22 protein-coding genes are annotated in these 26,149 nt (G+C 71.9%); 14 read left to right on the top strand and 8 right to left on the bottom strand.

Going from position 1 to position 26,149, the window contains the following annotated elements:
- Window positions 1–9: 9 nt before the first annotated feature.
- Window positions 10–2,634 carry a DUF7825 domain-containing protein gene (locus tag ABFX55_RS16900; RefSeq protein ID WP_346122097.1) on the top strand — a complete coding sequence of 875 codons (2,625 nt, stop codon included), beginning with the start codon at window positions 10–12 and terminating at the stop codon, window positions 2,632–2,634.
- A gap of 46 nt (window positions 2,635–2,680) precedes the next feature.
- Window positions 2,681–3,502, top strand: coding sequence for a class I SAM-dependent methyltransferase (locus ABFX55_RS16895; protein ID WP_346122095.1), 822 nt, complete (start codon window positions 2,681–2,683; stop codon window positions 3,500–3,502).
- Here ABFX55_RS16895 and ABFX55_RS16890 read toward each other — a convergent pair.
- Entirely contained in the window at window positions 3,465–3,842 is a 378-nt protein-coding gene (locus ABFX55_RS16890; protein ID WP_346122093.1) for a luciferase domain-containing protein, read from the bottom strand. The genes ABFX55_RS16895 and ABFX55_RS16890 overlap by 38 nt on opposite strands.
- Window positions 3,843–3,896: 54 nt before the next feature.
- On the opposite strand from ABFX55_RS16890, the gene ABFX55_RS16885 reads away from it, so the two are divergent.
- Together ABFX55_RS16885 and recQ are read left to right on the top strand one after the other, a co-directional pair.
- Window positions 3,897–4,172 carry a winged helix-turn-helix transcriptional regulator gene (locus ABFX55_RS16885; RefSeq protein WP_346122092.1) on the top strand — a complete coding sequence of 92 codons (276 nt, stop codon included), beginning with the start codon at window positions 3,897–3,899 and terminating at the stop codon, window positions 4,170–4,172.
- Window positions 4,173–4,251: 79 nt separating this feature from the next.
- Entirely contained in the window at window positions 4,252–6,087 is a 1,836-nt protein-coding gene (gene recQ / locus ABFX55_RS16880; RefSeq protein ID WP_346122090.1) for a DNA helicase RecQ, read from the top strand.
- A 327-nt stretch (window positions 6,088–6,414) separates the two neighbouring features.
- On the opposite strand, the gene ABFX55_RS16875 is transcribed toward recQ, so the two are convergent.
- Window positions 6,415–7,461: a polyprenyl synthetase family protein gene (locus ABFX55_RS16875; RefSeq protein ID WP_346122089.1), complete on the bottom strand. Its 1,047-nt coding sequence runs from the start codon at window positions 7,459–7,461 to the stop codon at window positions 6,415–6,417.
- A gap of 154 nt (window positions 7,462–7,615) precedes the next feature.
- Between ABFX55_RS16875 and ABFX55_RS16870 the strand changes: the two genes are divergently transcribed.
- The 7 genes from ABFX55_RS16870 to ABFX55_RS16840 all read left to right on the top strand — a co-directional run bounded on the left by ABFX55_RS16870 (window position 7,616) and on the right by ABFX55_RS16840 (window position 14,187).
- Window positions 7,616–8,035: a hypothetical protein gene (locus tag ABFX55_RS16870; protein ID WP_346122087.1), complete on the top strand. Its 420-nt coding sequence runs from the start codon at window positions 7,616–7,618 to the stop codon at window positions 8,033–8,035.
- Window positions 8,032–9,627: a prenyltransferase/squalene oxidase repeat-containing protein gene (locus ABFX55_RS16865; RefSeq protein ID WP_346122085.1), complete on the top strand. Its 1,596-nt coding sequence runs from the start codon at window positions 8,032–8,034 to the stop codon at window positions 9,625–9,627. The genes ABFX55_RS16870 and ABFX55_RS16865 overlap by 4 nt, the downstream gene beginning before the upstream one ends.
- A gap of 157 nt (window positions 9,628–9,784) precedes the next feature.
- Window positions 9,785–12,382, top strand: a complete 2,598-nt coding sequence (locus ABFX55_RS16860; RefSeq protein ID WP_346122084.1) for a sensor histidine kinase — start codon at window positions 9,785–9,787, stop codon at window positions 12,380–12,382.
- Complete coding sequence (locus ABFX55_RS16855) at window positions 12,379–12,783, top strand: roadblock/LC7 domain-containing protein (protein WP_346122082.1); 405 nt, start codon at window positions 12,379–12,381, stop codon at window positions 12,781–12,783. Before ABFX55_RS16860 ends, ABFX55_RS16855 begins: the two co-directional genes overlap by 4 nt.
- Window positions 12,780–13,139 (top strand): DUF742 domain-containing protein, encoded by a 360-nt coding sequence (locus tag ABFX55_RS16850; RefSeq protein ID WP_183661577.1) that lies wholly within the window; start codon window positions 12,780–12,782, stop codon window positions 13,137–13,139. Before ABFX55_RS16855 ends, ABFX55_RS16850 begins: the two co-directional genes overlap by 4 nt.
- A complete protein-coding gene (locus ABFX55_RS16845) occupies window positions 13,120–13,713 on the top strand; it encodes a GTP-binding protein (protein ID WP_183661576.1) in 594 nt (197 codons plus the stop codon). Before ABFX55_RS16850 ends, ABFX55_RS16845 begins: the two co-directional genes overlap by 20 nt.
- Before the next feature lie 24 nt (window positions 13,714–13,737).
- The gene (locus ABFX55_RS16840) at window positions 13,738–14,187 is read left to right on the top strand and encodes an Lrp/AsnC family transcriptional regulator (RefSeq protein ID WP_183661574.1); all 450 of its coding nucleotides are present in this window, start codon (window positions 13,738–13,740) and stop codon (window positions 14,185–14,187) included.
- Window positions 14,188–14,292: 105 nt separating this feature from the next.
- Here the strand turns inward: ABFX55_RS16840 and ABFX55_RS16835 are convergent, their stop codons facing one another.
- Genes ABFX55_RS16835 through ABFX55_RS16810 form a run of 6 tightly spaced genes read right to left on the bottom strand, consistent with a single transcriptional unit; the run spans window position 14,293 to window position 20,904 of the window.
- Window positions 14,293–15,285, bottom strand: coding sequence for an N-acetylglucosamine kinase (locus tag ABFX55_RS16835; RefSeq protein ID WP_346122079.1), 993 nt, complete (start codon window positions 15,283–15,285; stop codon window positions 14,293–14,295).
- A complete protein-coding gene (locus ABFX55_RS16830) occupies window positions 15,282–16,544 on the bottom strand; it encodes a 6-phospho-beta-glucosidase (protein WP_346122077.1) in 1,263 nt (420 codons plus the stop codon). Before ABFX55_RS16830 ends, ABFX55_RS16835 begins: the two co-directional genes overlap by 4 nt.
- Window positions 16,541–17,428, bottom strand: a complete 888-nt coding sequence (locus tag ABFX55_RS16825; protein WP_346122075.1) for a carbohydrate ABC transporter permease — start codon at window positions 17,426–17,428, stop codon at window positions 16,541–16,543. Before ABFX55_RS16825 ends, ABFX55_RS16830 begins: the two co-directional genes overlap by 4 nt.
- On the bottom strand, window positions 17,425–18,345 hold the full coding sequence (locus tag ABFX55_RS16820) for a carbohydrate ABC transporter permease (protein ID WP_346122073.1): 921 nt from the start codon (window positions 18,343–18,345) through the stop codon (window positions 17,425–17,427). Before ABFX55_RS16820 ends, ABFX55_RS16825 begins: the two co-directional genes overlap by 4 nt.
- A complete protein-coding gene (locus ABFX55_RS16815; protein ID WP_346122071.1) occupies window positions 18,342–19,685 on the bottom strand; it encodes an extracellular solute-binding protein in 1,344 nt (447 codons plus the stop codon). The genes ABFX55_RS16820 and ABFX55_RS16815 overlap by 4 nt, the downstream gene beginning before the upstream one ends.
- Before the next feature lie 19 nt (window positions 19,686–19,704).
- Window positions 19,705–20,904, bottom strand: a complete 1,200-nt coding sequence (locus ABFX55_RS16810; protein WP_346122070.1) for an ROK family transcriptional regulator — start codon at window positions 20,902–20,904, stop codon at window positions 19,705–19,707.
- A 252-nt stretch (window positions 20,905–21,156) separates the two neighbouring features.
- Between ABFX55_RS16810 and ABFX55_RS16805 the strand changes: the two genes are divergently transcribed.
- The 3 genes from ABFX55_RS16805 (at window position 21,157) to ABFX55_RS16795 (ending at window position 26,100) form a co-directional block, all read left to right on the top strand.
- Window positions 21,157–23,319 (top strand): HelD family protein, encoded by a 2,163-nt coding sequence (locus tag ABFX55_RS16805; RefSeq protein WP_346122068.1) that lies wholly within the window; start codon window positions 21,157–21,159, stop codon window positions 23,317–23,319.
- 499 nt (window positions 23,320–23,818) lie between these two features.
- Complete coding sequence (gene lnt, locus ABFX55_RS16800) at window positions 23,819–25,354, top strand: apolipoprotein N-acyltransferase (protein ID WP_346122066.1); 1,536 nt, start codon at window positions 23,819–23,821, stop codon at window positions 25,352–25,354.
- Window positions 25,354–26,100 (top strand): polyprenol monophosphomannose synthase, encoded by a 747-nt coding sequence (locus ABFX55_RS16795; protein ID WP_346122518.1) that lies wholly within the window; start codon window positions 25,354–25,356, stop codon window positions 26,098–26,100. The genes lnt and ABFX55_RS16795 overlap by 1 nt, the downstream gene beginning before the upstream one ends.
- The last annotated feature ends 49 nt before the right edge of the window (window positions 26,101–26,149 follow it).

Genomic DNA, 26,149 nt, shown 5'->3' with positions numbered 1-26,149 from the left:
GTCCTCGACATGAATCCGTGGCAGGAGGTCGTCGAGCGCATCGAGGCCGGCGACGACAAGGACCTGGTGGAGCTTCTCCGAGGCTTCGGCGAGCTGGGCAGGCGGGCGGTGGCCGTGCAACTGCCCGGCTATCTGGCCGGCCGTGTGGGCCGGGGCTGGGAGGCCCGCTGGGAGGTGCGGGACAGGGCGACCGGGTTCCGGCTGGCGGGCGCGGCCTGCCTGGGCGGGGCGGCGCAGGTCGCGGCCTGGCTGAACCGGCGGGAGCTGCGCGGCGTGTCCGCGCCGGAGACCGACGCCGCCAGGATCCTCTCGCTGATCGAGGACCGGCCGGTGAAATGGCGTGAGGAACTGGCGGTCCGGCTGGTGCGGCGGTTACGCCCGCTCACCCGCCGAGGGTGGCCGAGGAGCGGCGAGGGCTGGGAGCTGGCCGCGGCGCTGGTGCTGGAGACGGGGGTCGACGTCCCCGACAGCGACGCGTTCGTCGCCGGCTGGGCATGGCGGCTGACCGAACGACGGCAGATGGGCGACGCTCCGGACCTGGCCCAGGATCCGCTGCTCGACCAGATGGTTCCCAGGCTCTTCCACGCGCAAGGGGTGGCCGAGGCGCTCGCCTGGGAGAACGGCCGCTCCACCACCATGATCGACGAGCTCGCCGCGCTGGCCGCGGCGGGCAGGGTCAGCAGGCGGACGCTCCTCGAGGGCTGCGCGAGCAGGTTCATGGCGGGAGGCGAGGGCGGCGAGCTCGCGCCCTTCGTGACGCTGTGGCGCCGGCTGGGCGCCGAGGTGGCCGAGATCCCGGTGCTCGACTTCGTCAGGCTGCTGCCGTCCGCCCCCTCGCTCCTCGTGGAGCTCATGGCGGAGGAGCTGCGGCGGGCCGACGCGGCGGGCGCTGTCGACGACGAGCTGTGGGCCGAGGCCGTCCAGGCGCTGACGTTCAGGGCGGAGAAGAAGCACGTCACGGCCGGGCTGCGGTGGATCGCCGAGGCCGCGCCGTCCAGAGCCGAAGGCGCGCTGCCCGCGCTGGCGACCGTCTTCGGCCAGGACACGCCCGCCCTGCGCGACAGGGCGGTACGGCTGGCGGTCGCTCTGGCTCCGCACGCGGGCGAGCCGGCGCGTGAGGCGGTCCGGCAGGAAGCCGGGCTGCTGCCCGACGGGCCGCGCGGCCGCATCGAGGCGGCGTTCGGCGAGGTGGCCGCCGCGCCCTCCGAGCCTCTGGCCGTGGCCGTCCTCATGGCGCGCGACCTGCCCGACCTGCCGCCGCCCATCGCCTCGGCGGCGGAGCTTGCGGTGTGGCTGGAGGCCGAGCCGGCCGCGCCCGCGCAGTTCGAGCGAGCCCTCGCCGCGCTGGTCGAGCTCAGCCATCGCGACCGCGGCGCCGTCGCGCAGGCGCTGCGGCCGTGGCTGGAGAGCCGCTGGTGGCGGCCGCTCGAAGCCGACGGCCACTTCTTCGGACTGGCCGAGAACCACGGCGTGCTCCTGGCGCGATGCGTGCTGGCGGTCGTCTCGCCCGACCACAGCAGGGCCATCACCGCGCGGCTGACCGGCGAGCGCCACTTCGCCGAGCCCCCGCTCACGCTCTTCGTCCGGCGACGCTTCCACGAGATCATCGAACGGCTCGAGGCCGGAGCGACGGTGCCCGTGCTGCTGGCCGCGCCGACCGCGCCGACCGGGCACGTCGACGCCGAGACCCTCGTGACGCGCATGGAGCTGCTCGACGGAGCCGAGCCGCTCGAGGCCGACTTCCTCCAGGCGCTGCTGCGGCTGCCCAGGCGGAGCGAGCCCGCGCTCGCCGTCCGGGCGGGGAGGCTGACCTCGCGGGCGGGCGCGGTACTGGCGGCCTGGCTGCGCGACAGCGGGCTGCCCGACCCGGTGGTGGGCTGGGCGGTGGAGCCGGTGCGCAGGCGGAGCCCCTACTCCTCCCTCATGGAGGAGGTGGTGGAGGCGCACGCCAGGGTCGAGCCGACGACGACCCTGCCCGCGCCGCTGACCGAGCCGCTGACCGAGCTCTGGGCGCTGGAGCGGACGACCGGCTATCCGGGGTACGCGCACGACCTGGAGTGGTGGCCGTCGATCATGCCCTCGCACCGGGAGGTCCTCGCCGCCCATCTGCTCGAGTACCTGCCCACCTCCGGCGATACCGAGGTTCTGGCGGCCCTCGTGCACGGTGAAGGCCCGCTCGGAGCCGCCACCGCGGGCGCGATCGCCGTCGGGATGGGGCACGAACGCCGCGAGCAGCGGGCGGCCGCCGCCGACGCGCTGATCACGCTGGCCGCGCGCGGGCAACTGCCGGCCGCCGACCTGGGGGCGGCCGTCGCGAGCCTGCTCCAGGCCGGCCTGCTCAAGCTCAACCGGGTCACCGCCGTGCTGGACGACGTGGTGATGGCGGGAGCGCACGCCGAGGTGTGGTCGGTCCTCGCCGCAGCCCTTCCGCCGATCCTGCCGCGCCAGGGGCACAGGCCCGCGGCGGGGCTGGGCGACCTGCTGGCGGTCGCGGTGAGAGCGGCCACGCTGTCGGGGACGAGCGCCGACCTGGAGGGCCTCGCCGAACTGGCGGCGCGCAAGGGCGGCAGCCGGGTGGTCGAGCAGGCCAGGAGCCTGGCTCAGGTGGTCGCCGCGGGCGGCTCCGGCGCCTGATCACTCCTTCTCGTGCGGCGGCGTCGCGAGGGGTAGCGTCACGAGGATGACGGACCGCCAGAAGATCACCCTCACCGGCGCGCAGGAGACCCTGCTCGCCACCCTGTACGGCAAGGCGCTCGACACCCGCGCCCGCAGGCCCATCCTGGGTGACCAGGAGGCCGTCAGGGTGATGCGGAGGATCGACTACGACTTCCGCAGGACGGGGATGACCGCGACGACGGCGGCGGGGGTGGCGTTGCGCGCCAGGCAGCTCGACGACTGGATCGTCGAGTTCATGACCGCCAGGCCCGAGTCGACCGTGCTGCATCTGGCCTGCGGCCTCGACACCCGGCCGCACCGGCTCGCCAGGCCCGCCACCGTCCGGTGGGTCGACGTCGACTATCCCGAGGTGGTCGCGCTGCGCGAGCGCCTCCTGCCGGTCCCCGAAGGCGACTACCGGCAGATCGGCGCCTCGGTGACCGGCGAGGAGTGGCTCGAGCAGGTGCCCGCCGACCGTCCGGTCGTGGCGGTCTTCGAGGGGCTGTCGATGTACCTGCGGGAGGAGGAGGGCAGGCGGCTCATCCAGCGCATCACCGGCCGCTTCCCCGGCGGGCAGCTGTTGTTCGACGTCTACGGCTCGATGGGCATCAGGATGCAGAAGCTGGTGCCCGCCGTCCGCAACTCGGGATCGACGCTCCACTGGGGCGTCGACGACCCCCGGGTGATCGAGGGGTGGCACGAGGGGCTGGTCTGCCTCGACGCGCTGCGCAGCGTCGACATGCCGGGCCTGGAACTGCTGCCCGCGGTGGGCAGGGCGCAGATGTGGGTGCTCGCGCGCATCCCAGGGCTCAGGGACGTGGGGCGGATTCTTCGCTACCGCTTCTGAGCGTCGCCGTGGCGTAGGCGCAGGAGGTCTGGACGAGGCTCCAGACGACCTCCAACTCCTCGCGGTCGCGCGGGCCGTACACCATGACGATCGTAGGCGGGATCGGGCCCGTGCCTGCGAGGGGGTGCGGCTCGGCCCAGCCGTGCTCGATCGCGTGGTCCGCTTCGGCCCCCGGCAGCGTGAGGTGCAGGCTGCCGTCGTGCGCGCCGTGCAGGTGGGCGAACTCGGCGCCGATGAGGTACGCGTTCGCGGGCCCCGACGCCTCGGACAGGTGCAGGGCGCGGGTGTCGGGCAGCGAGACGCCGCTGCGGCCGGTGCGCACGCCCGGCAGGCCGGCCATCCTCAGCCACAGCTCCTCCTGCAGCGGCGCGGGCGCGGTCTGGTCGAGCTGCTGGTGGGGCGTGGCAGGGCGGGCCGCACCCGCTTCACCGAGCTGCGGCGGCTGGTCCCCGCGATCACTCCCAAGGTGCTGGCCCAGCGGCTGCGCCAGATGGAGCGCGACGGCCTGGTCGGCCGCACCTACCACGCCGAGATGCCGCCCAGGGTGGAGTACGAGATCACCCCGCTGGCCCGCACCCTGCTGCCCGTCTTCCACACGCTCGTCGACTGGTCCGACACCCATCTCGGCGAGGTGGAGAGGGCGCGCGAGCGCTACGACGCCGCGCCCTAGCCTGGCCGCACGCCTCGACGGGCGGCCCGAGTCTCGCGCGGCGGCGGATTTCGTCGGCCGCCTCTCCTACCATGGCCCGGTGACTTCCCCCGAGCGCGGTCCCCAGGCAAGCGACGTGCTGCGGCGCGTCTTCGGCTACGACTCCTTCAGGGAGGGGCAGCAGGAGATCATCGACCACGTCGTCGCAGGCGGCGACGCGCTGGTGCTCATGCCGACAGGCGGCGGCAAGTCCCTGTGCTACCAGATCCCCGCTCTGGTACGGCAGGGCACGGGCGTGGTGATCTCACCGCTGATCGCGCTCATGCAGGACCAGGTCGACGCCCTGACCGCCGCGGGCGTCAGGGCCGGCTTCCTCAACTCCACGCAGGAGCAGGGCGAGCGGGCCGCGGTCGAGGAGGCGTTCGTCTCGGGCGAGCTCGACCTGCTCTACCTCGCCCCCGAGCGGTTGCGGTCGGAGCAGACGCTGCGCCTGCTGGCCAGGGGGGCGGTCTCGCTGTTCGCCATCGACGAGGCGCACTGCGTGGCGCAGTGGGGCCACGACTTCAGGCCCGACTACCTCACCCTGTCCACGCTGCACGAGCGCTGGCCCGAGGTGCCGCGCATCGCGCTGACCGCCACCGCCACCCCCGAGACTCACAAGGAGATCACCGCCAGGCTGGGGCTCGAGCGGGCGCGGCACTTCGTGGCCAGCTTCGACAGGCCCAACATCCAGTACCGCATCGAGCCGAAGAACGAGCCGAAGCGGCAGCTGCTGCGACTGATCCGCACCGAGCACGAGGGGGAGGCGGGCATCGTCTACTGCCTCTCGCGCGCCTCGGTGGAGAAGGTCGCCGCGTTCCTGCAGGAGAACGGCGTGGGGGCGCTGCCGTACCACGCGGGTCTCGACGCCCGCACGCGCGCCGCGCACCAGGCCCGCTTCCTGCGCGAAGACGGCATGGTCATGGTGGCCACGATCGCCTTCGGCATGGGCATCGACAAGCCCGACGTGCGCTTCGTCGCCCATCTCGACCTGCCCAAGTCCGTGGAGGGCTACTACCAGGAGACCGGCAGGGCGGGGCGCGACGGGCAGCCGGCCACCGCGTGGCTCGCCTACGGCCTGCAGGACGTCGTGCAGCAGCGCCGCATGATCGACACCTCCGAGGGCGACGACGCCCACCGGCGGCGCCAGGCCGCGCACCTGGAGGCGATGCTCGCGCTGTGCGAGACGGCCTCGTGCCGCAGGGTGCGGCTGCTGGCCTACTTCGGGCAGGAGGGCGCGCCCTGCGGCAACTGCGACACCTGCCTCAACCCGCCGGAGACCTGGGACGGCACGGTCGCCGCCCAGAAGCTGTTGTCGACCGTGCTGCGCCTGCAACGTGAGCGGGGGCAGCGCTTCGGCGCGGGCCAGCTGATCGACATCCTGCTCGGCAGGCAGACCGAGAAGGTGCTGCAGTTCGACCACGCCTCGCTGACGGTGTTCGGCATCGGCACCGAACTGCGCGACACGCAGTGGCGCGGGGTGGTGCGGCAACTGCTCGCCATGGGGCTGCTGGCGGTGGAGGGCGACTACGGCACGCTGGTGCTCACCGAGGCGAGCGCCGGGGTGCTGAGGGGAGAGCGCCCGGTGATGCTGAGGCACGACCCGGTGGCCAAGAAGGCCGACAGGCCGGCCAAGTCCGCCAGGCAGGCGGCGGTGGCCGAGCTGCCCGCGGAGGCGCAGCCGGTGTTCGAGCTGCTGCGCTCGTGGCGGGGGGCGACGGCCAAGGAGCAGGGGGTGCCCGCCTACGTCATCTTCCACGACGCGACGCTGCGCGAGATCGCGGCCAGACGCCCGGCGACGCTGGGGGAGCTGGCGGGGGTGTCGGGGGTGGGGGAGAGCAAGCTGGCCAAGTACGGCGAGCAGGTGCTGGCCGCCCTCGCCGAGGCTCCCGCGTAGGAGCGCGGAGCCTGCTCAGACCGTCCTTGTATCCCCACGCCGGCGCCCAGAACTCCGCCACCTTCGCCGGGTGGGCGCAGTCGATCGTCAAAGTCCACCTGATCGCCACGGTGCGCTCCCCCGGGGTGAGTCAAGCGGGTCATGCCAGGGGTCCGACCGGGCCGATCGTCCGGGGGCGAGGTGGATCCGCGGTGCTCGGTCGCCTGCCGACGGGAAGGTTCAGGAGCCGCCGCGGAGCCTTGCCGGGGCGAGGGTCTCGGTCTTTGGGTCAGTGGGAGCGCGATCCAGAAGTGAGGCGATCAACGCGCGGAGGTCTCGGGCTCTGGGTCAGTGGGTGCGATCCAGAAGTGAGGTGATCAGCGCGCGGAGGTCGCGGGCGTCGGGGAAGACGGCGTCGAGCGTGTCGAGGGCGCGGGAGGCGTGGTCGGCGGCCATGGACAGGGCCCGGTCGCGGCCGCCCTCCTTCTCGATGAGGTCGGCGGCCAGCCGTACGGCGTCCTCGTCGTCGGCCCCCGAGGAGAGCAGGAGCGCCAGCTCGCCGCTCGCGGACGTCCCGGCGGAGCCGGAGGATCGCGGCAGGGAGGGGGCGAGGGCGGCCAGCACGGGGAGGGTCTTCTTGCGCCGGCGCAGGTCGCCGAAGACCGGCTTGCCCGTGCGTGAAGGATCCCCCCAGATGCCGAGCACGTCGTCCACCATCTGGAAGGCCAGGCCGAGGTCGCGGCCCATGCCGTACATCCGGGTGGCGAGGTCGGCCGGCGCGCCGGCGAACGTCACGCCGAGGGCGGCGGCGCAGCCGATCAGGGAGCCGGTCTTGTCGGCGGCCATCGAGGTGTACTCGGCCACCGTCACCGCCTCGGGGCCCGTCCACGGCCGCTCCTCGAAGGCCATGTCCAGGGTCTGGCCGTGCACCAGTTCCACCAGCGCCGACGACAGCAGACCCGCGGCCGCGGCGGCGTGCGGGCCACTGGCGGCGGACCTGACGGCCAGGGCCAGCAGCGCGTCACCGGCCAGGACGGCGGGCCCGACCCCGTACGCCTTCCACGCCGCGGGCCGGTGCCTGCGCCGCTCGTCGCTGTCGATGATGTCGTCGTGCACGAGCGAGAAGACGTGCACCAGCTCCACCGCGACCGCGCCGGGGACCGCCGACTCGAACGTGCCGCCCGCGGCCTCGGCGCACAGCATCGCGAGGGCGGGCCGCAGCCCCTTGCCGGTGTCGGCCTCTACGGGTGTGCCGTCGATGTCGGACCAGCCGAGCGTGAAGGCGGCCATCCGCTCGGTCCAGGGATGCAGATCGGCTACGGTCGCGCGCATCGCCGGCTCGAGCAGCTGCCTGCATCTGGCGAGCGCGCCGGCGGGAAAGCCGATGTCAGGCATCGATCCTCCGATGAATCGGCGCGAAGTCAGCCGACGATCCTCCGATGAACCGGCAAGTCACCATAAACAACCACCAATCCCCAACCTTGATCAGTAACAGCCGATCATGTGATACTCCACGCGAACCATCATGAAGTTTGTGAAGTAGGAGTAAATGTCGACCGGTCGGGTCCGTACGCTGCCCTTCTGCCTCGCTCTCGCCGGACCCGCCCGCCACCCGGTCAAGGCGCTCGAACAGGCCGGATCCGAGGCCGGAGGCGCTCAGGTCAAGCTTAGTCTCGGCCCCTCGCGCCCCTTCCTCGCCGCCTATCCCGTCCATGTGCGGCACGTCCTGGGCACCAGTCAGGCGAACCACCTACGTGAGGGTACGTTCTGCGATCCGATGATTCCGCTGTCCGGTGACGGCATCCTCGCCGCCGGCCAGGCCTGGGGCGACAGCGGGAAGGCGCCGCGGCGGCTGTTCACCGCCAAGCGGCTCAGGGACGCCTCTTCGCGCACCGCGCTCCACCTGGAGCGGCAGATCGGCTTCGCCATCGGCTTCCACGGCATCGCCGACACCTGGAGAGAGCTGTGAACGACATCGCCTCGGCGGCACGAGAGCTGGTCGACGGGCTGATGGCCAGGCCGTGGGGCCAGGTGACCGCCTCGGTCTACGAGACGGGCCGCCTCGTCACGCTGGTGCCGTGGCTCACCGGCCACGCCGAACGGGTCGACTACCTGCTGCGCACCCAGCGGCCCGACGGCGCCTGGGGCCCGCCCGACGGCTACGACCTGGTGCCCACGCTCAGCGCGGTCGAGGCGCTGATGTCCGAGTGCCGCCGCACCTCCGGCGCGTCCGACACCCAGCCCGGCCCGCGCGCGGAACTGTCCACCGCGGTCCTGCGCGGCCTGGAGATCCTCCCCGTACGGCTCGGCGCGGGCCACACGCTGCCCGACATGCCCGCCGTCGAGCTCATCGTCCCCTTCCTCGTCTCACTGATCAACGAGCACCTGACAGGGCTGGGCGCGCCGCTGCCGCTGCCCCAAGGGATGGATCACGCCAGGCTGGAGGCGGTGCGGGGCTGGATCGCCTCCGGCGCGAAACTGCCCGAGAAGCTGCTGCACGCCCTGGAGATCGCCGGCTCGGCCGCCAGGGGCGCGCACGCCGTCCGTCCCACCCCGATCGGCACCGTCGGCGCCTCGCCCGCCGCGACCGCCGCCTGGCTCGCCGCGATCCAGGACGGACCCGTGCACGCCGACCTCACGGCCGAGGGGAGCGGCGCGGGCGAGGCGACGCTCGGGGCCGCAGCGGCGAGGCTGCATCTGGAGGCGGTGGCCAGGAGGCACGGCGGCCCGGTGCCCGTGGGCCTGCCGATCACGGTGTTCGAGCGCGGCTGGGTGCTGAGCTGGCTGGCCAGAGCGGGCATCGAGCTGGACGTCCCGCCCGAGATGATCGCCGACCTGCGCGCGGCGATCGGCCCCGCGGGGACGCCCGCGGGCGCCGGACTGCCGGCCGACGCCGACACCACCTCGGTCGCCCTCTACGCGCTGGCCATGCTGGGCGCCCCGCACGAGCCGGGAAGCCTGCTCGCCTTCGACCTCGGCACCCACTTCTGCACCTGGCAGGGCGAGGACGGCCACTCGCCGACCGTCAACGCGCACGTGCTCGACGCCCTCGGCAAATACGTGGAGCGCTGTCCCGTCGCGGGCGATCGTTATCGCCCCGTGATGGCGCGTCTGGGCGGCTGGCTGGCGAGCAGGCAGCGGGCCGACGGGGCGTGGGAGGACCGCTGGCACGCCTCGCCGTACTACGCGACCGCGAGCTGCGCGCTGGCCCTCGACGATTACGGCAGCCCGGAAAGCGCGGGGCCGGTGCGCAGGGCGGTCGCCTGGGTGCTGGACACGCAGCGGCCGGACGGCTCGTGGGGCAGATGGGAGGGCACGCCGGAGGAGAGCGCCTACGCGCTGCAGATCCTGTTGCTGACCACGGCGGGCGACGATCCCCGCCTGGCGCGGGCGGCGGCCGAGGGCTACCGGTTCCTGCGCGGGGCCGACCTCGACAGCCAGCCCGCGCTCTGGCACGACAAGGATCTCTACAGCCCTCGCGCGGTGGTGCGCGCGGCCGTCCTCGCCTCGCTGCATCTCGCGGAACGCGACCAGAGAGTGTCCATCCTGATACGATCATGAATCGGCGGCTCCGCTAAATGCCATTAAATCCGGCAAAAGCGACATTTACAGTTTGTTGTGTATTGAGTGAAGAATGTGGCGTTGCTAGGGTGTCCGGAGTGATGGGGCGCAAGGGGCCGTGATTGTCCTGTGATGAAAGACTTCCTCAGGTGTGCACATGCGCTTGCGTAACTCGCGGTTGCGGACCAAGGTCGCGGCGCTGCTCCTGTCCCTGACGGCGCTCTGGGCGTTCGCCGCGTGGGTGACTGTTCGCGAGGGTGCCGACCTGCTCCGGGCCACCACGCTCAACAGCGGTGTCGCCGACCCGGGTGACGCGCTGGTGATACAACTCCAGCTGGAGCGCCGCCTGTCGCTGGTCCACCTGGGACAGCGGGGCGCCGGCGCGGAGGAGGCGCTGCGCATCCAGCGGGCCAGGACCGACGCCGCGGCGCACGCCTTCACCGAACAGGCCGGGTCCACCAGCGTGGGCCTGGCCGCCTCAGACACCCTCGACCTGCGCCTGCGGCAGGTGTTCAGGCGCATCGAGGGGCTGAAGGCGGCGCGTGTCTCGATCGACGCGGGGAAGGTCGATCGGGTCCGCGCCGCCATCACCTACACCGAGGTCATCGACTCGATCTACCTGGCCCACGACGCGCTCGGCGGAGTCGACGACGAGCAGATCACCAAGGACGCCAGGACCTTCGCCGAGATGAGCAGGGCGATCGAGATCCTCTCGCAGGAGGACGCGCTGATCGCGGGCGCGCTGGCGGCCGGCGGGCCGACCGAGGCCGAGCGCGGTCAGTTCGCGCTGATCGTCGGCGCCCAGCGCTTCGCCAGTGCCGAGGCGGCGAGCGAGCTCCCCCAGGCCGACAGGCAGGGCTACGACGAGCTCGCCGGTGGCGCCGCCTTCACGCGGTTGCGCCAGCTGGAGGACCAGCTCGTCCAGGGCATCGCCCCGCCGGGGCCCGAGCAGTGGAGGGGCGCCGCCGACCCGGTCATGGCCGGCCTCGACAGGACCGTGCAGAAGGGCCGCGACGGCCTCGCCGAGCGCGCCACGCCCGTCGCGGTCGGCGTGATCGTCAGGCTCCTCCTGGTGGGCGGCCTCGGCCTCCTCGCCGTCATCGCCTCGATCGTGCTGTCCGTGACCACGACCAAGTCCATCCTCGCCCAGCTCAAGAAGGTGCGCGACGCCGCGCACGGGCTGTCGGACGAGCGGCTGCGGCGCGTGGTGGAGCGCATCGGCAGGGGCGAGGAGGTCGACGTGGCCGTCGAGGCGCCGCCGCTGACGTTCGGCGACGACGAGATCGGCGCGGTGGGCCGGGCCTTCAACTCCGTCCAGGAGACCGCCGTCAGGGTCGCGGTCGAGCAGGCCGAGCTGCGCCGCAGCATCAGCGACATCCTGCTCAACCTCGCCCGCAGGACCCAGGGCCTGGTGCACAGGCAGCTCACCGTCCTCGACGTGATGGAGCGCCGCGAGAGCGAGCCCGAGGAACTGCGCGACCTGTTCAGGCTCGACCACCTGGCCACCCGCGTGCGGCGCAACGCCGAGAACCTCATCGTGCTGTCGGGCTCCTCGCCAGGCCGTACGTGGCGCAGGTCGGTGCCCATGATCGACGTGGTGCGCGGCGCGCTGGCCGAGGTGGAGGACTACACCCGCGTCCAGCTGTTGCTCACGGGCGAGGCGACGCTGGCGGGCAAGGCCGTCGGCGACGTCGTCCACCTGCTGGCCGAGCTGATCGAGAACGCCGTCTCCTTCTCCCCGCCCTACACGATGGTGCAGGTCGGCGGGCAGGTCGTGGCCAACGGGTACGTCTTCGAGATCGAGGACAGGGGCCTCGGCATGACGCCCGAGGACCTCCAGGCCGCCAACGAGCGCATCGCCGAGCCGTCAGGGTTCAGGCTCACGGGCGCCGCCCGGCTCGGCCTCTACGTGGTCGCCAGGCTGGCCGAACGGCACCAGATCCAGGTCCAGTTGAATGCCTCGCAGTACGGCGGGACCACGGTGGCCGTCCTCGTTCCGCGTGAGCTGATCGGCACCGAGCCCGAGCCCGAGCAGGACCGAAACGGTGTCCCCGCCATCCCGGCGCCCAGGACCGCGTTCGGCGCCGCTCCTGGCACTGCTCCTGGCACTGCATTGGGCGCCACGGCCACGGCGCTCCGGCTGCCACCCACGGCGCTGCGTCCGCCGCCACCGGCCACCGCGCTTCGTCCGCCGCCCGCGACCGGGCGGCCCGCGCGTCCGGTGACCGAGGGGCGACGGGATCTGGCGGTCGGCGCGGGCCCGTTGAGCGACGGCCCGGTGCGCGACAGGCCGGCGCGCGACGCGGCTGTGAACGACGGGCCCGCGGACGACGGGTGGGGGAGCGGTGGGCCGGCGCCTCTGAACGGGCCGGCCGCGGGGGTCGCCAAACCACCGCTGTCCGTCAGACACGCGCCCGGGGCGGAGGCTCCCGAGACGCGCGTGCCGGCAGCGGCGCCGGCGAGCGTGTGCGTCCAGGACGAGGTGGCCGCCCAAGGCGGCCAGGCGGCGAAGGGAGCGCAGGAGAGCGAGCAGGGCGAGCAGGCCACCCCCGTCTTCACCCCGTCGGGCCTGCCGGTCCGCGTGCCGCAGGCCAGTCTGGCCCCCGGGCTGAAGACGGACGACGCCGCGCAGTCGCGGCAACAGGACGAAGACGAGCGCTCGCCTGAGGAGATCCGCGCGATCATGGGTTCGTTCCAGTCGGGTACCCGCCTGGGCAGGACGCAGGCGGCCAAGCTGACCGAGGGGGAGGCGTGAGACCTGGCTCTTCAACCGACCTGACCTGGCTCCTTGACGACCTGGCAGGCCGCATCAGGGAGGTGGAGCACGCGATCGTGCTCTCCTCCGACGGCCTGCTCATGGCCTCGTCCAAGGAGCTCGACAGAACCGACGGCGAGCACCTGTCGGCGGTCGCCTCCGGCCTGCAGAGCCTGGCCAGAGGCGTCAGCGAGCACGTCGGCGGCGGAGCGGTACGCCAGACCGTCGTGGAGTGGAAGTCCCGCTACCTCATCGTGACGGTCGCGGGCGAGGGGGCCTGCCTGGCGGTCCTGTGCCTGCAGGACGCCGACATCGGCCTGGTCGCCTACGAGATGGCCATGCTGGTGGCCAGGGTCGGCCAGTACCTCACCTCTCCCGCGCGCAACGAGGCGAAGCGATGACGCACGAGGAATGGGTCGATCCGGAGATCGTCAGGCCGTACGTGGTGACGCGCGGCCGTACCGAACCCGTCAGGGGCTCCTTCGACCTGATCTCGCTGGCCGTCGCCGTGGGCGGCCCGCCGGGCCCGGAGGCGGGCCTGGACCCCGAGCACCTGTCGATCGCCAGGCTCTGCCGCGAGCCGATCTCCGTGGCGGAGATCGCCGCCCGGCTGGACCTTCCCGCGGGCACCATCCGTGTCCTGCTGGGCGACCTGTTCGACCAGGGGTTCGTCACCGTGCAGGATCCCCAACCCGAGGTGGACATGCAAGACGAGAAGATGTACAGGGCGGTGCTCGATGGTCTTCGGTCGCTCTGATCGGCGGCGGCTGCCGACCGCCATCAAGATCCTCATCGCCGGCGGGTTCGGCGCGGGCAAGACGACCATGGTCGGCTCGGTCTCCGAGACGCGGCCGCTGCGCACCGAGGAGACGCTGACCGACCGGTCCACCGGGGTCGACGACATCTCCGGCGTGGAGGCCAAGCGCACGACGACCGTCGCCATGGACTTCGGCCGCATCACCATGGGCGACGACTACATGCTCTACCTGTTCGGCACGCCCGGGCAGGAGCGCTTCTGGTTCGTGTGGGACGAGCTGGCGCTCGGCGCGCTCGGTGCGGTGATCCTGGCCGACACCCGCCGCCTGGCCGACTGCTTCCCCTCCGTCGACTACTTCGAACGGCGCGGCACGCCGTTCGTGGTCGCGGTCAACTGCTTCGAGGGCTCGCCCGTCTACGAGCTGGACGAGGTGCGGCTCGCGCTGGGCCTCGACCCGTCGATCCCGCTCGTGCTCTGCGACGCCCGCAAGCGCGACTCCAGCCGCGAGGTGCTCATCCAGCTCGTCGAGCACGCGATGAAGCTGAGGGCGCAGCCGGTCGGGACCACCTCGTGACCATCTGCCGCTACCGTTGATCGGATGGAGGAGATCGACCGCAGGATCGTCACGCTGCTGGCCAAGGACGGCCGGATGAGCTTCACCGACCTGGCCAGGGAGACGGGCCTTTCGGTCTCCGCTGTGCACCAGCGGGTGCGCCGCCTGGAGAAGCGCGGGGTCGTGCGCGGCTACGCCGCGCTCGTCGACCACGACGCCGTCGGGCTGCCGCTGACCGCCTTCGTCTCCATCAAGCCGATCGACCCCGCCGCCCCCGACGACGCGCCGGAACGGCTGGCCCACCTGAGCGCGATCGAGGCCTGCCACAGCGTGGCGGGTGACGAGAGCTACATCCTGAAGGTGCGCGTCGCCTCGCCCCTCGCGCTGGAGGAGCTGCTGCAGCACATCCGCGCCTCGGCGAACGTCTCCACCCGCACGACCGTGGTGCTGAGCACGCCGTACGAGCACCGCCCTCCCGAGCTGGGCGACGGCTGAGACCGCACGGGCGGGACGGCGGTGGTGCCCCGCCGTCCCGCCCGCGCGGCGCGCCCGGTGGCCCGGGCGGCTTCACTCCGGCCTCCTCTCCTGCTGGAGAACAGGTCAGAGCAGGTCGCCGAAGTGCCCGCGCAGGCGGGCCTTGGCCTCCTCGTCGGCGCCGATCCTGTCCAGGCCGTTGAGCGCGGCCCCCGCGATCGGCGGCAGGTCCGCCACGACCAGCTTGGCCTGCGGCGCCCGCGCCGTGAACCGCTCGTCGAGCAGCTCGCTCAGCAGCGGGTCGCGGGCACGCAGCACGCCGCCGCCGAGCACCACCTCCGTCGGCGTCTCCAGCAGCTCCAGACGGCGCAGGCAGACCTCCGCCAGCAGCACGATCTCCTCGGCCATCCGCTCCACCAGCGACCTGGCGATCGGATCCCCTGCCGCGGCCACCTCGAACAGCCTGGGGGTGAGGCCGTGCAGGCTCGACTGCTCCAGCTCGCCGAAGTGCAGGGCGAGCGAGACCTCCTCGACGGTGGCGGTGCCGAAGTGCTCGGTGACCAGCGCGGCGAGGGCGGTGGGGCCGCCTCTGCCGTCCTCGGCCCTGACGGCGTGCCAGAGCGCCTCCTCGGCCAGGCCGAGCCCGCCGCCCCAGTCGCCGCTGACCTTGCCGAGCGCGGGGAACCTGGCCACCCGGCCGCTGGGGGAGACCCCGACGGCGTTGACCCCCGCCCCGCACACCACCGCCACGCCCCAGGGGCCCGACGCGCCCGCGCGCAGCAGCGCGAAGGTGTCGTTGCCCACCACGACGTCGGAGGCGAAGCCGCGCGCGGCGAACTCCTCGCGCAGCGCCTCCTCCTCCCTCGGCAGGTCCGCGCCGGCCAGGTAGGCCGACAGCAGGTCACCGTACGGCGCGGCGGGCGCGGTGCCGATGGCCCGCGCCAGCGGGTCGAGCGCCTGCCGTACCGCCTCCTCCACGACGTCGGCGGCCGCCGACACGCCCGCGCTCTGCGGCAGGAAACCCCCTCCGCGGCCGGTGGCAAGGACGGTGCCGTCCTCGGCGACCAGCGCCACGTCGGTCTTGCTGTTGCCGCCGTCGACCGCGAGCACGGTCCTCACGCCGACACCACCCACGGCAGGTGCGCCCTGTTGGCCTCGAGCAGCAGGCGCGTCAGCGCGCCCGCGACGGCCTCCTGGCCGATCAGCGGGTGCGCCAGCAGCGCGTTGCGGACCCTGTCGGCCCCGCCGTGCACCGCCGCCTCGAGGGCCAGGCTCTCGTAGGCCGACACGTTCGCGATCAGGCCCGCGTACAGCGGCTCCACGGCGGGCACCGGCAGCGGCGCGGCTCCCTCTGACCCCACGACGGCGGGAACCTCGATGACCGCCTCGTCGGGCAGGAACGGCAGCGTGCCCGCGTTGCGCACGTTCACCACCTGGGTGTCGCCCCTGTCGCCGAGCAGGGAGGCGATGAGCGCGACCGCGGCCTCGGAGTAGAACGCGCCGCCCCGCTTCTCCAGCAGCGCGGGCTTGGTGTCGACGGCAGGGTCGGCGTACAGCTTCAGCAGCTCGGCCTCCATCGCCGCCACCTCCGCCGCGCGCGACGGCTTGGCCCGCTGCTCCTCCACCACCAGGTCGTGGGCGTAGAAGTAGCGCAGGTAGTACGACGGCACCACGCCGAGCCTGGTCACCAGCTCCAGAGGGAGCCCGATGTCGTCGGCGATCGCCCGGCCGTGCTCGGCGAGCAGCTTGGGCAGCACGTCCACGCCGTCGACGGTGACGGAGCGCTCCCACGTCAGGTGGTTGAGCCCGACGTGGCCGAGCGAGACGCGCGAGGGGTCGACCCCCAGGTGCCCGGCGAAGCGGCGCTGGAAGCCGATGGCCACGTTGCACAGCCCGATCGCCCTGTGCCCCGCGTCGAGCAGGGCGCGGGTCACGATGCCGACCGGGTTGGTAAAGTCCACGATCCACGCCTCAGGCGCGTGCCTGCGCACCTGCTCGGCCAGCTCCAGCACCACGGGGACGGTCCGCAGCGCCTTGGCCAGGCCGCCCGCGCCCGTGGTCTCCTGCCCGACGCACCCGCACTGCGTCGGTAGCGTCTCGTCCACGTTGCGCGCGGCCTGCCCGCCCACCCTGAGCTGGAACAGCACCGCCTGCGCGCCCTTCACGCCCTCCTGCACGGAGGTGGTGGCGACGACCTTCGCGCCGTGCCCCGCGCGGGCCAGCATCCTGCGCGAGACGCCCGCCACCAGCTCCAGGCGGGAGCGGTCCGGATCCACCAGCGCGATCTCGGTGAGCGGCAGCTCGTCCCTCAGGCGCGCGAACCCGTCGATCAGCTCGGGCGTGTACGTCGAGCCGCCCCCGACAACGGCGAGTTTCAACCTTTTACTCCTGTCAACGTGACGCCCTCGATGAAGACTCTCTGGGCGAAGAAGAACACGATGATCACCGGCGCGGTCACCAGCAGGGTGGCCGCCATGGTGAGGTTCCACTGGACGCTGTGGAAGGCCTTGAACGTCGACAGGCCCAGCGAGAGCGTCCAGTTGTCCTGGTTGATCCAGGTGTAGAGCAGCGGGCCGTAGTAGTCGTTCCAGCAGTAGAAGAACTGGAACAGCGCCACCGCGGCGATCGCCGGCCTGGCCATGGGCAGGATCACCCTGACCAGGGTCCTGAAGTCGGAGCACCCGTCGACCCTGGCCGCGTCGGTGTACTCGCGAGGGATGGTCAGCAGGAACTGGCGGAGCAGGAAGATCGAGAACGCGTCGCCCAGCAGCATGGGCAGGATGAGCGGCCACAGCGTCTCGGTGAGCCCGAACCTGGCCCAGATCAGATAGATCGGCACCGCGACGACCTGAGGCGGCAGCATCATCGTCGTGATGACCAGCAGGAAGGCCAGCTTGCGCCCCCTGAAGCGGAACCTCGCCAGCGCGTAGGCGACGGGGATCGACGAGACGAGCATGAACAGCGTGCCGAGCCCCGCGTACATCAGCGTGTTCAGCGTCCAGGTCAGCAGGTGCGACTTGGCGAAGACGTCGGCGAAGTTCGACCAGTTCCACGACTCAGGCCACAGGTTGGTGGTCAGCGCCTGCTCGTCGGTCATCAGCGCGGTCAGCCCGACCAGGACCACGGGCCCTGCGAACATGACCGCCAGCGCCACCGCGATGGCGTGGGTGGCGATCCAGTGCAGGACCCTGCGCCGTCTCGCTCCCGTGGCGGGGGCGGGCAGCGCCCTGGAGTGGCGGGGCGCGGTCAGCGTGGTGCTCATGAGTGGACCTCCTCGGCCTTGCGGAACTGGCGGAGCAGGATCAGCGTGAAGATCATCGAGGTGGCGAACAGCAGCAGCGCCAGCACCGAGCCGTAGCCCATGTTGGAGTCGCGGAAGGCGGCGTGGAAGAACCACTGCGGCAGTGTGAGCAGAGACCCCTCCGGATAGCCGGGGGTGAAGGAGCTGCCCGCCGAGTCGGTGGCGCCAGAGGCGACCCTGGAGGCGATCATCGCCTGCGTGAAGTACTGCAGCGCGTAGATGACGGCCGTGACAAGGGAGAACATCAGCACCGGCGCGATGGTCGGCAGCGTGATGCTCCTGAACTGCCGCCACGCTCCCGCGCCGTCGATGGCCGCGGCCTCGTACATGTGCTTGGGCACGTCGAGCAGGGCCGCCAGGAAGATCACCATGGTGTTGCCGCAGCCCCACACCGCCAGCGCGGTCAGGCTCGGCTTGGACCACGAGGGGTCGCCGAACCAGTCGGGACCCGCGATCCCGACCCACGACAGGATCTGGTTGACCGGGCCGACCGGGTTGAGCAGGAAGACGAAGGCGACGGTCCCCGCCACCATCGGCACCAGCGTCGGCAGGTAGAACAGGGTGCGGAAGAAGCCCACCCCCGTCTTCAGCTTGGTGAGCAGCTGCGCGACGCCGATGGAGAAGACCACCTGCGCGGGCACCATGAAGACCACCAGCCACAGGGTGTTCTTGGCCGAGACCCAGACCCGGTCGTCCTGCAGCAGGTAGCGCCAGTTGTCCAGGCCGACGAACTCCAGCGTGAACATGTTGTAGTTGGTGAAGGAGAAGTAGACGGTCGACGCCAGCGGGTAGGCGAAGAAGATCGAGAAACCCGCAAGCCACGGGGAGAGCCACAGGAGGGCCCGCAGGCCCTCCCGCCGCTTCGGCCTGGCTCTCATCCGCCGGACAGCTTCAGCTTGTCGTTGATGCGCTTGTCGACGCCCTTCAGCCCCGCGTCGAGGTCCTTGACCGCGCCCTTCTCCCAGGTGACCAGGAAGGTCGAGAGGGAGTCCTGGTTGAAGACGCTGTTGACCGACGCGGGCAGCGTGCTCGTGCTCGGGTGGGCGAAGATGTCGAGGAAGGTCTTGAAGTTGGCGTCGGCGGCCAGCCGGGGAGACTCCATCGCCGCCTTGGTGGTGGGCACGTTGCGCAGCGCGTTGGACAGCGTCACCAGGCTGTCGGTGTCGGTGGTCAGGTGCTTGATCAGCTCCCACGCGTGCTGCGGGTTCTTGGCGCCCTTCGGCACGCCGATGACGGTGCCCGCGGTGAAGCCGCTGCCGTACAGGTCGGGCTTGTCGTCGGCGACGGGCAGGGCGGCGGTGCCGTAGTCGAGCGACTTGGCCTTGGAGTCGTTGGCGATCATGGCGTTGCGCCACTCGCCGTCGACGATCATCGCGACCTTGCCCTTGAAGAACGGGTGCGCCGAGCCCCACTCGTCGCCGAGGCTGCGGCGGAACTTCTCCAGGTGGGCGTAGCCGTACCAGTCGACGAGCTCCTTCTGCCAGGTCAGCAGCTGCTTCCAGGCGGGGTCGGAGCCGATGGCTGAGGTGCCGTCGTCGTTGTACCACTTGGCCCCGACCATGGGGGCCAGGTGGGAGGGGGAGTTCTCGTAGTACTGGAAGCTGGGCATGAAGCCGGCCACCTTGATCGTGCCGTCGGGGTCCCTGACCGTCAGCTCCTTGGTCAGCCTGGTCAGCTCCGAGAGCGTCTTGGGCGGCTCGTTCCCCTTCATCAGGGCCTTGTTGTAGAACATGCCGTAGGCGTCGGCCAGCAGCGGCATCATGCAGCGCTTGCCCTCGAACTCGGTGTAGGAGCGCGAGGCCGCGGGCAGCACCGACAGGTCGATGCCGTCCTGCTTGACGACCGCCGTGAGGTCTTGGAACGCTCCCGTCTTGCACCACAGCGCGACGTTGTCGGTGGTGAAGGAGGCAGCCACGTCGGGCGCCTTGCCGCTGCGGATGGCCTGGGTGATCTGGTCGTCCTGGACGGCCTTGGTGGTCTTGACGGTGATCTGCGGGAACTTCTTGTTGAAGCCCGCGATCGCCTCCTCGAAGGCCTTGACCTCGGCGTCGGTCTGGAACCCGTGCCAGAGCTCGATGGTGGCGGCGGGCAGGGCCTGCGAGGCCGAGCCCGAGGGCTTGGGCTGGGCGCCGAGTGAGGGCGGCGCCTCCTTGCCCGCCGTACACGCGGTCAGCGCAAGAGCGGTGAGTCCTGCGGCCGCAAGGGGGACGAAACGCACGGGGGGTGCCTCCTGCAATCTAAGCGGTGGGGACGGTCGAGCTGAAGACCTCTTCACGGACGGCGTCGAGGGCGAGGTCGAGGGCGCCGGCCAGCACCGGGTTGCCCTCGACGGTCGACAGCCGCACGTGCGGCCTGGGGATGGTGAGCGCGTGGAGTTCGTGCTCGATGAGCTCGCGCAGGCTCTCGCCGCCGGACAGCACGATGCCGCCGGTGAGCACGACGAGGCCGGGGTCGAGCACGGAGGTGATCGCGGCAAGGCCCACGGCGATCCTGGCGGCGATGTCGCGCAGGCCCGCGCGGGCGTCGTCGGCCTTCTTGCCGCTGCCAGCCGCGGTTCGCACGGCGGCGGCGACGGCCTGGCGGAAGTCGGTGCCGCGCACGCCGTACGAGCGCAGCAGCTTGAGCACGGCAGGGCCGCCGGTGAGCGCCTGGTAGCCGTGGTTGGCGTACAGGCCCGCCTCGCGCGCGGTCGGCGCGCCTGGGGTGGGCATGTAGCCGACCTCGCCCGCGCCGCCCGTCGCGCCGCGGTGCATGCGCCCGCCGAGGACGACGGCCGAGCCGATGCCCTCGTCGGCCCACAGCAGGACGAAGTCCTGGTGGTCGCGGGCGGCGCCGTGGGCCTGCTCGGCCACGGCCACGAGGTTGACGTTGTTCTCGACGTCGACGGGCACGCCGAGGCCCTCGCTCAGCGTGGGCACGAGGTTGGGGATCTGCCAGCCAGGCATGTCCTTGGCCGTGGCGTAGCCGAGGCGGCCCGTCGAGGGGTCGATCGCGGCCTGCACGCCGATCACCACCCTGCGCAGCGGGCCTGGCGAGCCCGCGCCGTCCAGGGCGCCGCGCAGCCTGTCGATCAGCCCGTCGCTGGGGCGGCGGGAGGTGGGCAGGGTGTACGTGCCGACGAGCTGACCGGTGATGTCGGCGACGCACGCCTCGATGCGGTCGGGGGTGACGTCGAGCGCGGCGACGTAGGCGGCGTCGGGGTTGATCCGGTAGAGCTCGGCCGTACGGCCGGGCAGACCCTCCCTGATGCCGTCGAGCACCACGAGACCCGCCTCCTGCAGCCTGGACAGCAGCTGCGAGGCCGTGGGCTTGGACAGCCCCGTGAGGGTGCCGATCTCGGGCCGGGTCAGCGGCCCCCGGTCCAGCAGCACCTGCAGAGCGGCGCGGTCGTTGATCGCGCGCAGCAGGCTGGGTGTTCCAGGAACCGGACCGTTCACTCGTGACTCCCATTGAGTTAGGAAACTTTCCTAACTCACAATGGACGGCAAAGCGCCATAGAGTCAAGCGGTGAAATGAAGACGTGATGTCAGCGGCTCGACGGACCTGATAAGGTTGCGATTTGTTGCCACAACAGTCAGAAAGGCCCGGAGCGTCCCATTACTACCAACACTAACGGTTCGACGGAGGCTCGTCAAACCGAGCTGACCAGAGAGCAACGCTACGTCTCCCGGCTCTACGAGCGGCTCGACGTGCTGCGCGAGCGCACGCAGAAGCAGCTCAAGGAGGTGCTGGCCGCCGGCGCGGTCGGCACACAGCAGAACAGGTCCGAGCGCGACTCCTTCGCCGGCATGTACGCCGCCAGACTGGCCAGGTTGTGGGCCGTCGAGCGCGGCCTGGTCTTCGGCCGCCTCGACCACACCGAGGAGGGCCGACTCTACATCGGCAAGCTCGGCCTGAGCGACGACGAGCAGGACAGGCTGCTGATCGACTGGCGCGCGCCCGTCGCCCAGCCCTTCTACCGCGCCACGCCGACCGCCCCCATGGGGGTCACCCGCCGCCGTCACCTGCAGACGCGCGGCCGCGAGGTGATCGGCGTCGACGACGACCTGCTCGACCTCGACGGGCTCAGCGACGACGACAGGGCCACGCTGAACGGCGAGGCCGCGCTGCTGGCCGCCCTCGACGCGAAGCGCACCGGCAGGATGCGCGACATCGTGGCGACCATCCAGTCGGAGCAGGACCGCGTCATCCGCGCCGACCTCAACGGCGTGCTGGTGGTCCAGGGCGGTCCCGGCACCGGCAAGACCGTCGTCGCCCTGCACCGCGCCGCCTATCTCCTCTACACCCACAGGGAGCGGCTCGAGCGCCGCGGCGTGCTCATCCTGGGCCCCGGCCTGACCTTCCTGCGCTACATCGAGCAGGTCCTGCCCTCGCTCGGCGAGACCGACGTCATGCTGTCCACGGTCGGCGAGCTCTACCCCGGCGTCAGTGCCACCCGCAGGGACCGCCCCGAGGTCGCCGCGGTCAAGGGCGACGTGCGCATGGTGGAGGTGATCGCGCGAGCGGTGAGGGACAGGCAGCGGGTGCCGCGCCAGCCGATCGAGCTCCCGCTCGGCCGCCAGCGGCTCACCATCGACCGCTCGATGATGGAGAACGCCAAGAACAAGGCCGCCCGCTCGAGGCGCAGCCACAACCAGGCGCGCTCGGTCTTCGTGCGCTCCCTGCTCAACGCCCTCGCCAGGCAGCTGGCCAAAAAGCTCGGCAAAGGCCTCATCGACGACGACGAGCTCGCCGACCTGCGCGAGGAGCTGCGCACCGAGCCGGTCGTCAAGAGCGCGCTCAACAGGCTGTGGCCCTACCTGACGCCGCAGCGGCTGCTGATCGGCCTGTACGGCTCGCCCGAGCGTCTCGACTACGCGGCGGGCAACCTCAGCCGCGAGGAGCGTGCCCTGCTGCTGCGCACCTCCACCGAGTGGACGGAGGCCGACGTGCCGCTGCTCGACGAGGCCGCCGAGCTGCTCGGCGACATCGACGAGCAGGTGCTGCGGGCCACCGCGATGCAGGCGGAGGAGGAGCTGGCCGCCGCCCGCGCCGCGGAGGAGCGGGAGAAGGAGTCAGAGCTCGCCTACGCCCGCGAGGTGCTGGAGCTGACGGGCCTGTCGGACATCATGGACGCCGAACGCCTCGCCGAGCGGCAGCGCGGCGACCAGCCGTACCTGACGACGGCGGAGAGGGCCGCGGCCGACCGCACATGGGCCTTCGGCCACGTGATCGTCGACGAGGCGCAGGAGCTGTCGCCCATGGCGTGGCGGGCGGTGATGAGGCGCTGCCCGACCAGGTCCATGACGATCGTCGGCGACATCGCCCAGACCGGCTCCAGCGCCGGCGCCCGCTCATGGGGTCAGGCGCTCGACCCCTACGTGGCGGGGCGCTGGCGCGAGGAGACCCTCACCATCAACTACCGCACCCCCGTCGAGCTGATGGAGCTGGCGCAGCGGGTGCTGGCCTCCATCGACCCCGCGCTCCAGGCCCCCACCTCGGTGCGCGAGAGCGGCGCGGTGCCGTGGGCCGCGCCGCTGGACCAGCTGCCCGAGCTGGTGCTGAGGGAGACCGGGAACGGCGGGCGGGTCGCCGTCCTCGGCCCCGACGTGCTGCTCGACAAGCTCGCCGACCAGATCGGCGGCGTCACGGGACGAGGCGTGCTCGAGGCCTCCGTCGCGGTGCTCGGCGTCGCCGAGGCGAAGGGGCTGGAGTTCGACTCGGTGATCGTCGCCGAGCCCGCCATGATCCTCGAGCAGTCACCGCGCGGCGCGAGCGATCTCTACGTGGCGCTCACCCGCGCCACCCAGCGACTGGGCGTCGTTCATGATATGGAGCTGCCCGAGTCACTGGGCGGACTCGCGGGGAGTTAGGGCATTAGACTGGCCTCGCCGAGCATGTCCTACCTGCGAAAACTTGAGGTTTCCGCTGATCGGGACACGGTTGACATCTGAGTTGGAGTCGGTAGTTTGCTGCCCAGTCCAGCACGGGACTTGGCCGGTTGGCCGTCTCTGACATCGTCGGATCCTGCGTCCGTGACGGAGCGTGACTTCGTCCATACAGCCAGGTGCAGGGCCGTCGGTCCGTCGAGTCGGGGCACCCCAACCGGGCGGGGGGTTGGACCCGGGACGGGCCCGGTCGCCCAGTAGACAACGGAACTCCGCGCTCGCCGCCGACGAGACGGATCCGGTCCGAAGGGTTTCCGGGCCCTCTTCCCGCTCCCGTGCGCTCGGATCACACCGCTAGCGGGTGATCCCCTGGCCTCCGTCTGCCAAGGGATCACCCCGCCAGCGTGTGTGCCCTTTGGGGGTCGGCCACCTCGGGCGGTAGCGTTTCCGCAAGCAGCAGCTGATCGCGAGGAGAACCCCGGCCGTGGTGCAGGAGAAGCAGGGCGCCGTGACGCCGCCCCCCGCGCCGGTCGGCGCGTCAGGCGGGCGGCTGTGGGCCAGGGCCGCCGCGGCCGTCGCCGGCGGGCTGCTGCTGTTTCTCGCCTTCCCCCCGCTCGGCTGGTGGCTGTGCGCGCCTGCCGGCATCACCCTGATCGTCCTCAGCCTGTACGGCACGCGCCCCCGCCGCGCCGCCTGGCTCGGCTACCTCGCCGCCCTCGTCTTCCTGCTGCCCGCGCTGGCCTGGGTCCGCCCGATCGGCGTGGACGCCTGGCTGGCCCTGGTCGCCGTCGAGAGCCTCTTCTACGCCGCCATGGCCGCGCTGGCCGCTCTGGTGTTCACGCTGCCCGCCTGGCCGCTGTGGTTCGGCGCGCTGTGGGTGGCCATGGAGTGGGCGCGCGGCCTGTTCCCCGTCGGCGGCTTCCCCTGGGCCAGGGTGGCCTTCAGCCAGGGCGAGAGCCTGTTCACCGGCTACGCCGCGCTCGGCGGCGTGCCGCTGGTCTCCTTCGCCGTCACCCTGTGCGGGGCGCTGGTCGCCTACGCCGTGCTGCGGCCGCGCAGGGTCGTGCCGCTGGCGCTCGCGCTGGCGCTGCCGCTGCTGACCTTCGCCATCCCGCGACCCGGCGACGAGGGCAGGACGGTCAACGTCGGCATCGTGCAGGGCGACGTGCCGGGGGAGGGGATGTACGCGCTGGGCGACGAGCCCGCGATCGTGCTGCGCAACCACGCCAACGGCACCCACGCGCTGGCCAAGGCCGCCCGCGAGGGCACGCTGGCCAAACCCGACCTGGTGGTGCTGCCCGAGAACTCCACCGACATCGACCCCTACCGCGACGCGACCGCCAGGCAGATCATCGACGACTCCGTCAAGGACGTCGGGGTGCCCACGCTGGTCGGCGCGGTGGTCGCGATCGGCGAGTCCAACCGCGCCACCCGCAGCCTGGTGTGGGACCCGGTCACCGGCCCCGGCGCCTACTACGACAAGCAGCAGCTGGTGCCCTTCGGCGAGTACACCCCGTTCAAGGAGATCTTCCTGGCCCTGTTCGAGCGGGCCAACCTGGTCGGCAGGCAGTCGGTGGCGGGCGACAAGCCGGGCGCCCTCCGCATGGGGCCGGTCACCATCGGCGCGGTCAACTGCTACGAGGTGGCCTTCGACTGGGTCGTACGGCAGGCCGTCCGCGCGGGTGGCACGCCGCTGGTCGTGCAGACCAACAACGCCACCTACGCCCTGTCGAACCTGCCCCCGCAGCAGCTGGCCATGTCGCAGCTGCGGGCCGTCGAGCACAACAGGGCGGTCGTCACCGCCGCGACAACGGGGATCTCCGCCTATGTCACGCCAGAAGGTAGGGTCGCCTGGCAGACGAAGGAGCGCGTCGCCGACATGAACGTGGTTCAGGTCCCGGTGCGCACCCGGACGACGATCGCCACGCGACTGGGCGCGGCGCCGGAGTGGGCTTTGATGGTGTTGGGAGTGGCCGCGATCGGCGCGGCCGTGTGGCGTCGCAGGGGAGCGAACCGATGATGGAGCACACGCTCGGCCGGGTCCTCGTCGTCGTCCCCACCTACAACGAGCGGCAGAACCTGCCGCTGATCACCGAGCGGGTCCGCAAGGCCCTGCCTGGCGCGCACCTGCTGATCGCCGACGACAACAGCCCCGACGGCACGGGCGAGCTCGCCGACTCGCTGGCCGCCGCCGACGACCACGTCCACGTGCTGCACAGGCCGGGCAAGGAGGGGCTGGGCGCCGCCTACATCGCCGCCTTCCGCTGGGGCATGGCCGAGGGCTTCGACGTCCTGGTGGAGATGGACGCCGACGGCTCGCACCAGCCCGAGGAGCTGCCCAAGCTGCTCGACGCGCTGGCCGAGGGGGCCGACCTGGTCATCGGCTCGCGCTGGGTCCCGGGCGGCAAGATCGTCAACTGGCCCGCGCACCGCCAGTTCCTCTCGCGAGGCGCCAACGTCTACACCCGGCTGATGCTCGGGCTGCCCGTCCGCGACGCCACCGCGGGATTCCGCGTCTACCGCGCGGCCGCCCTGGAGAAGATCGGGCTGGCCAACGTCGAGTCACAGGGCTACTGCTTCCAGGTCGACCTCACGCTGCGCACCACCAGGCACGGGCTGCGCGTGACCGAGGTGCCGATCACCTTCGTCGAGCGGGCCCACGGGGCCAGCAAGATGAGCAGGAAGGTCATCTCCGAGGCGCTCTGGCGGGTGAGCGTGTGGGGCGTCACGGGGCTGCCCTCCAGGATGCGCCGCCGCAGGGGCTAGGAACGTCCGAGCCCCGCCGGGCGTTGTTATCTTTGGCAATGCGGTCCGC

The sequence above is a fragment of the Nonomuraea roseola genome (assembly GCF_039535395.1).
GTDB classification, from domain to species: domain Bacteria; phylum Actinomycetota; class Actinomycetes; order Streptosporangiales; family Streptosporangiaceae; genus Nonomuraea; species Nonomuraea roseola.
Note: the sequence above shows the minus strand (reverse complement) of the source record. Positions and strands in the feature narration are given on the sequence as shown.

Excerpts from the sequence above, each read along its gene's own strand:
- ABFX55_RS16900 (WP_346122097.1), top strand. The coding sequence starts at position 10 with ATGAATCCGTGGCAGGAGGTCGTCGAGCGCATCGAGGCCGGCGACGAC.
- ABFX55_RS16895 (WP_346122095.1), top strand. The coding sequence starts at position 2,681 with ATGACGGACCGCCAGAAGATCACCCTCACCGGCGCGCAGGAGACCCTG.
- ABFX55_RS16890 (WP_346122093.1), bottom strand. The coding sequence starts at position 3,842 with ATGGCCGGCCTGCCGGGCGTGCGCACCGGCCGCAGCGGCGTCTCGCTG.
- ABFX55_RS16875 (WP_346122089.1), bottom strand. The coding sequence starts at position 7,461 with ATGCCTGACATCGGCTTTCCCGCCGGCGCGCTCGCCAGATGCAGGCAG.
- ABFX55_RS16870 (WP_346122087.1), top strand. The coding sequence starts at position 7,616 with ATGTCGACCGGTCGGGTCCGTACGCTGCCCTTCTGCCTCGCTCTCGCC.
- ABFX55_RS16860 (WP_346122084.1), top strand. The coding sequence starts at position 9,785 with ATGCGCTTGCGTAACTCGCGGTTGCGGACCAAGGTCGCGGCGCTGCTC.
- ABFX55_RS16850 (WP_183661577.1), top strand. The coding sequence starts at position 12,780 with ATGACGCACGAGGAATGGGTCGATCCGGAGATCGTCAGGCCGTACGTG.
- ABFX55_RS16845 (WP_183661576.1), top strand. The coding sequence starts at position 13,120 with ATGGTCTTCGGTCGCTCTGATCGGCGGCGGCTGCCGACCGCCATCAAG.
- ABFX55_RS16840 (WP_183661574.1), top strand. The coding sequence starts at position 13,738 with ATGGAGGAGATCGACCGCAGGATCGTCACGCTGCTGGCCAAGGACGGC.
- ABFX55_RS16825 (WP_346122075.1), bottom strand. The coding sequence starts at position 17,428 with ATGAGCACCACGCTGACCGCGCCCCGCCACTCCAGGGCGCTGCCCGCC.
- ABFX55_RS16820 (WP_346122073.1), bottom strand. The coding sequence starts at position 18,345 with ATGAGAGCCAGGCCGAAGCGGCGGGAGGGCCTGCGGGCCCTCCTGTGG.
- ABFX55_RS16795 (WP_346122518.1), top strand. The coding sequence starts at position 25,354 with ATGGAGCACACGCTCGGCCGGGTCCTCGTCGTCGTCCCCACCTACAAC.